This window comes from Actinoplanes sp. NPDC048791 (assembly GCF_040650095.1).
Taxonomy (GTDB): domain Bacteria; phylum Actinomycetota; class Actinomycetes; order Mycobacteriales; family Micromonosporaceae; genus Actinoplanes.
On record NZ_JBEZGQ010000701.1, the window covers coordinates 1 to 4,558 of the forward strand.

At 68.1% G+C, this 4,558-nt stretch carries 6 protein-coding genes; 3 read left to right on the plus strand and 3 right to left on the minus strand.

The window, feature by feature from the left end; translation table 11 throughout:
* The coding region (locus AB0C29_RS34880; RefSeq protein ID WP_360829515.1) for a DMT family transporter at positions 1–257 on the plus strand (257 nt) is incomplete at its 5' end.
* A gap of 7 nt (positions 258–264) precedes the next feature.
* On the opposite strand, the gene AB0C29_RS34885 is transcribed toward AB0C29_RS34880, so the two are convergent.
* Positions 265–720 carry a GNAT family N-acetyltransferase gene (locus AB0C29_RS34885; protein ID WP_360829518.1) on the minus strand — a complete coding sequence of 152 codons (456 nt, stop codon included), beginning with the start codon at positions 718–720 and terminating at the stop codon, positions 265–267.
* Positions 721–844: 124 nt separating this feature from the next.
* Here AB0C29_RS34885 and AB0C29_RS34890 point away from each other — a divergent pair, with 124 nt between their 5' ends.
* Positions 845–3,103 carry an ATP-binding protein gene (locus tag AB0C29_RS34890; RefSeq protein ID WP_360829521.1) on the plus strand — a complete coding sequence of 753 codons (2,259 nt, stop codon included), beginning with the start codon at positions 845–847 and terminating at the stop codon, positions 3,101–3,103.
* Positions 3,104–3,113: 10 nt separating this feature from the next.
* Here AB0C29_RS34890 and AB0C29_RS34895 read toward each other — a convergent pair whose 3' ends face one another.
* Both AB0C29_RS34895 and AB0C29_RS34900 read right to left on the minus strand, forming a co-directional pair.
* Positions 3,114–3,605: a carbonic anhydrase gene (locus AB0C29_RS34895; protein WP_360829524.1), complete on the minus strand. Its 492-nt coding sequence runs from the start codon at positions 3,603–3,605 to the stop codon at positions 3,114–3,116.
* Between the two features lie 60 nt (positions 3,606–3,665).
* Complete coding sequence (locus AB0C29_RS34900) at positions 3,666–4,067, minus strand: helix-turn-helix domain-containing protein (protein WP_360829527.1); 402 nt, start codon at positions 4,065–4,067, stop codon at positions 3,666–3,668.
* 81 nt (positions 4,068–4,148) lie between these two features.
* Here AB0C29_RS34900 and AB0C29_RS34905 point away from each other — a divergent pair, with 81 nt between their 5' ends.
* The gene (locus AB0C29_RS34905; RefSeq protein ID WP_360829530.1) at positions 4,149–4,529 is read left to right on the plus strand and encodes an alcohol dehydrogenase catalytic domain-containing protein; all 381 of its coding nucleotides are present in this window, start codon (positions 4,149–4,151) and stop codon (positions 4,527–4,529) included.
* The last annotated feature ends 29 nt before the right edge of the window (positions 4,530–4,558 follow it).

Consider the following 4,558-nt stretch of genomic DNA (forward strand, 5'->3'; position numbering starts at 1 on the left):
TCGTGCTCTACATGAGGGTGATCCGTGTGGCCGGCGCGAGCACGTCGGCGTCGGTGACCTACCTGATGCCGGTGGTGGCGACGGTGGTCGGCGTGCTGATCCTGGGCGAGCACCTGATCTGGAACCAGCCGCTGGGCGCGCTGATCGTGCTGACGGGCGTGGCGATCTCCCAGGGGGTGCTGTCCCGCCGCCGCGGTGCCCGGCCGCCGGACGACCCGGTGGCCGCGAGTCCCGGCCCGGCGGCGGCCGCGCCCTGACCGGGCCTCAGGCCTGCCCGAGGATGGCGGCGCGGGTGGGGCGCCGGTCGAGCTCCATGAAGCGGTCGGCGCCCTCCAGCCCGGTGAAGCCGGCCCGCCGGTAGACCTCGTGGGCGTCCTTGGTGGCGAGCATGAGGCGGAGGACACCCCGGTCGGTGAGGTCCTCGACGATGCTGTCGACCAGCCACCCGCCGAGCCCCCGGCCGCGGTGCCCGGCGGCCACGAAGACATCGCAGATCCACGCGAAGGTCGCCCCGTCGGTGACGATCCGGGCGAAGGCCACCTGCTCACTGCCGTGAAAGACCGAGTACGGCAACGACCCCTCGATCGACCGCGCCACCACGTCGTAGTCCCGGCCGGCAGCCCAGTAGGACTCATCGCACAACCACCGGTGCACCAGCCCGACATCAACGCGCGCGGCGTCGGTGCTCAGCACGTAGTCGTCCCGCCGGCGATCCCCCATCAAAGCCTCCCCCATTCAGCCCGTTACAGCCTGCCAGACGCGCGGCAGTGCGGTGAGGTACGGGGTGCCACCCCGCGGCCTGCCTATGCTGGCCACCGATCGACGCCACGCGGCAGGAGATGCATTGGACAGTTTTGACATCGGCCGGATCACCGACGCGGATTTCGAGGCTCTCTGTCGTGACTTGCTCGGACAGGTGCTGGGCGTCCGATTCGAGCTGTTCGCGCCCGGCCGGGACGGTGGAATGGACCTCCGGTACGTCATGCCGTCCGGCGAGACCTGGATCGTCCAGTGCAAACACTGGGCTCGCAGCGGGCGCGCCGCCCTGGTGGTGCACATGGCCAAGAAGGAAAAGCCCAAGGTCGACTCGCTGAAGCCGGACCGCTATCTGCTCGCCACCTCCGCGGATCTGAATCCGGAAGCCAAGAAGCGCCTGTTCGCCGACCTGACGCCGTGGGTGAAGGACACGGGCGACCTGTGGGGGCTGCGCGAGATCGAGGAGGGGCTGCGGGCGAATGACGAGATAGTGCAGCGGCACATCAGGCTGTGGCTCAACAGCACCGCTGTCCTCCAGGCGGTGCTGACAAACGGCATCCGTACGCGCTCCCAGATGCTCTCGGTCGACACCGAGACGACGTTGCGCACCTACGTTCCGGTCCCCGCGTTCAGTCGTTGTCTCGAGCTGCTCGAAGATCGGCACGCGTGCCTCATCGTCGGCGCTCCGGGGGCCGGGAAGACCACGTTGGCGCAGGTCCTGGCGGCCGCTCACGTGGCCAAGGGCTTCGACCTGGTGGAGATCTCGGAGGATGTCGAAGAGGCGTTCTCGGCCTGGCGCGACGATCACCACCAGGTCTTCTACTACGACGACTTTCTCGGCCAGACGGCGCTCGAGGACAAGTTGCGCAAGAACGAGGACGGCCGACTGCTGAGGCTGCTGGAGCACGTGGCGAGAAACCCCAGGAAGCGGCTCATCCTGACCACCCGGGAATATGTGCTGGCTCAGGCCAGGCAACGCTACGAACGCTTGGGCCGCACCGATTTCGACCCTCTGACCCGCGTCGTCAACGTCGCTGAATACCAGCTGGACACCCGGGCCCAGATCCTCTACAACCACGTCTATTTCGCCGATCTGACCGCCGCGCAGAAGGTGTCTTTCTCTGAACCCGGCACCTATCTGCCGATCGTGGAGCACCGGAATTTCAATCCGCGGCTGATCGCCCTCACGCTGAGTCTCACGAAGGCCGATACCGACCCGGGTGAGGTCGCCGCGAACGTGCTGCGATCGCTCGACGATCCCAGTGACCTCTGGCGGCACCTCGTCGAGAACCAGCTCACCGCGCATCAGGTTGCGCTTCTGGAGTCGGCCTACTCGCTCGGCCCGGCAAACATCGATCCGCTGCGGCGCGCCTGGCGCTCGCTGACCGAAGTCCGCCGGACGCCCGCCTCCGAAGATGACTTCCGCAAGGCCCTGCAGATCCTCGACGGCACACTGCTCACCATCTTCGACTATGAGAACACGGTGCGGATCGTGGTCGGGAATCCCTCGGTGCAGGACTTCATGAAGGACTTCTACAGGCGACGCCCCGACGCCTTGCTGACGTTGCTCGAAAGCGTTGTGTCATTCGAGCAACTCCACAGACTGTGGCCCCGGTTGCGATATGCGGACCCGCCGGCTCAGCGGAATGTGGTCAAACAGAAGGTTCTCGGCCTGCTCCGTGCCGACTCGCTCGCCGGATCCCTGCCGAGTATCTTGCCGAGTCGGTTCATGACCGGCCTCCTGATCGGCCGTGTCTACGACGACCATGAGTTCTGCGACGAGTTGCTCGCCGACCTCGCGGACTGCGCGGGGGACCTGGTCAGCGATTGTGCCGACCTCTACCTCATCGCCGAGTTCGTCCAGTATCTCCGCGAGCTGGCCGATGAGGACGTGGACGTCGACCACATCCTTGAGGTCATCGACGACGAGGCGCGTTATCGCCTCTGGGGAAGCATCGACGACTGGGACTCGGCCCGCGAAGCCGTGGACATCGCCGAGGAATTGGGCCTGCACCTCGGATCGCGGCTCGAGGAACACATCCAGGCGACCCTGGTCTCGGGTGCCCTCGATCTTGTCAGACAGTGGCAGGACGGCGACGGATCGGTAGCGCGGCGCGACGATCTGGAGGAGATCCTGGACACCGTGCGGACCGCTGGGGTGAGCGGCACTCCCACCCCGAGCGACGAAGATGACGACCACGCAGACCCGGTGCGCGAGTTGCACAACCTGATCTCACTCGCGGAAGTTCACCCGCACATGGGCTCGGTCGCGGCGCGCCAACCCGCCTGGTCGGTGAACAAGGGCGACCTCGCCCGTTTGTTCGGCCGATTCGCCAGCCACGCCTGACCGGCGGCGGTCAGCTGACCTCGCGCAGCTTGCCGGTCTCGACCTCGTAGACGAAGCCGCGTACCGAGTCCTTCACCGGGATGAACGGGTCGGCCTCGATGCGCCGCAGTGACTGCCGCACGTCGGCGTCCAGGTCGCTGAACGCCTCCGCCGACCAGGCCGGCTTGATGCCGATCTCGTCCTGGATGCTCGCCTTGAAGCCGTCGTCGGTGAACGTCAGCATCCCGCAGTCGGTGTGGTGGATCAGGATGATCTCCCGGGTGCCGAGCAGGCGCTGGCTGATCGCGAGGCTGCGCAGCTGGTCGGCGGTGATGACCCCGCCGGCGTTGCGGATCACGTGCGCGTCGCCCTCGGCCAGGCCGAGCAGGCCGTACGGGTTGAGCCGCGCGTCCATGCAGGCGACGACGGCGACGTGCCTGGCGGGCGGCAGCGGCAGCTCGCCCTTGTCGAAGCTCGCGGCGTAACGCTCGGCGTTGGCGAGCAGCTCGTCGGTGACGCTCATGGCTCAACTCCTGTGTTCGGGGAGTGCATCTTATCCCTGCATCACCGATAGGAGATAGGGTCAGGCCGGGCGGGCGTCGTAGGCGGCGCGGGCGCTGTGCACCTCGGCGATGTGGGTCTCGGCCCAGCTCTTGATGGCCCGCTGCAACGGCAGCAGCTCGTGGCCGAGAGCGGTCAGCTCGTACGACACCTGCACCGGGACCGCCGCGGTGACGCTGCGGGCCACCAGGCCGTCGCGTTCCAGCTTGCGCAGCGTCTGGGTGAGCATCTTCTGGCTGGCCCCGGCCACCTCGCGGGACAGTTCGGCGTACCGCAGCGGTCCGTCCGCCAGCGCGGCCACCACCAAGGTCAGCCATTTGTCGCTCAGCGTGCCCAGCAGGTCGTGGCCGGGGCACTCGGCGAGGTTGGCGTTGTAGGCGCGCTGCGCCTCGTCCCGGCGCTCTGCGGCGGACCTCGTGACCATCGCGGCGGGCTCCTCCCGGTACGGTACGCACTCCCGGGTGCGTCCTTACCGCCCGACGATATCGCCCCTAGCGTCGTCACCATGAGAGCCGTGATCGTGCGCCGCTTCGGCGGCCCCGAAGTCCTGGAAGTGGCCGACCTCCCCGAGCCCCGGCCCGGCCCGGGCCAGGTCCGGATCCGCGTCGCCGCGGCGGCCGTGAACCGCATCGACCTGTCCACCCGCAGCGGCGCCATGACGCAGGCGGGCCTGCTGCCGCCGGCTGACGAGGTCAAGCTGGGCTGGGACGTCGCGGGCGTGATCGACGAGGTCGGTCCGGGGGTACGCCGCCGCGCGCCGGGCGACACCGTCATCGGCCTGCGTGACGTCCTGTCGGCCGGCGGTGCGCAGGCCGAGTGGGTGGTGCTGGACGAGCTCGCGACCGCCCCGGCGCCCCGCTCTGATCGGCGGAAAACGGCCCCGTGATTCGGGGCTCAGGTGAACGTATGCAAACA

Bases quoted from the DNA above. Each gene is read 5' to 3' on its own strand.
- AB0C29_RS34905 (WP_360829530.1), top strand. From the start codon at position 4,149: ATGAGAGCCGTGATCGTGCGCCGCTTCGGCGGCCCCGAAGTCCTGGAA.
- AB0C29_RS34900 (WP_360829527.1), bottom strand. From the start codon at position 4,067: ATGGTCACGAGGTCCGCCGCAGAGCGCCGGGACGAGGCGCAGCGCGCC.
- AB0C29_RS34895 (WP_360829524.1), bottom strand. From the start codon at position 3,605: ATGAGCGTCACCGACGAGCTGCTCGCCAACGCCGAGCGTTACGCCGCG.
- AB0C29_RS34885 (WP_360829518.1), bottom strand. From the start codon at position 720: ATGGGGGATCGCCGGCGGGACGACTACGTGCTGAGCACCGACGCCGCG.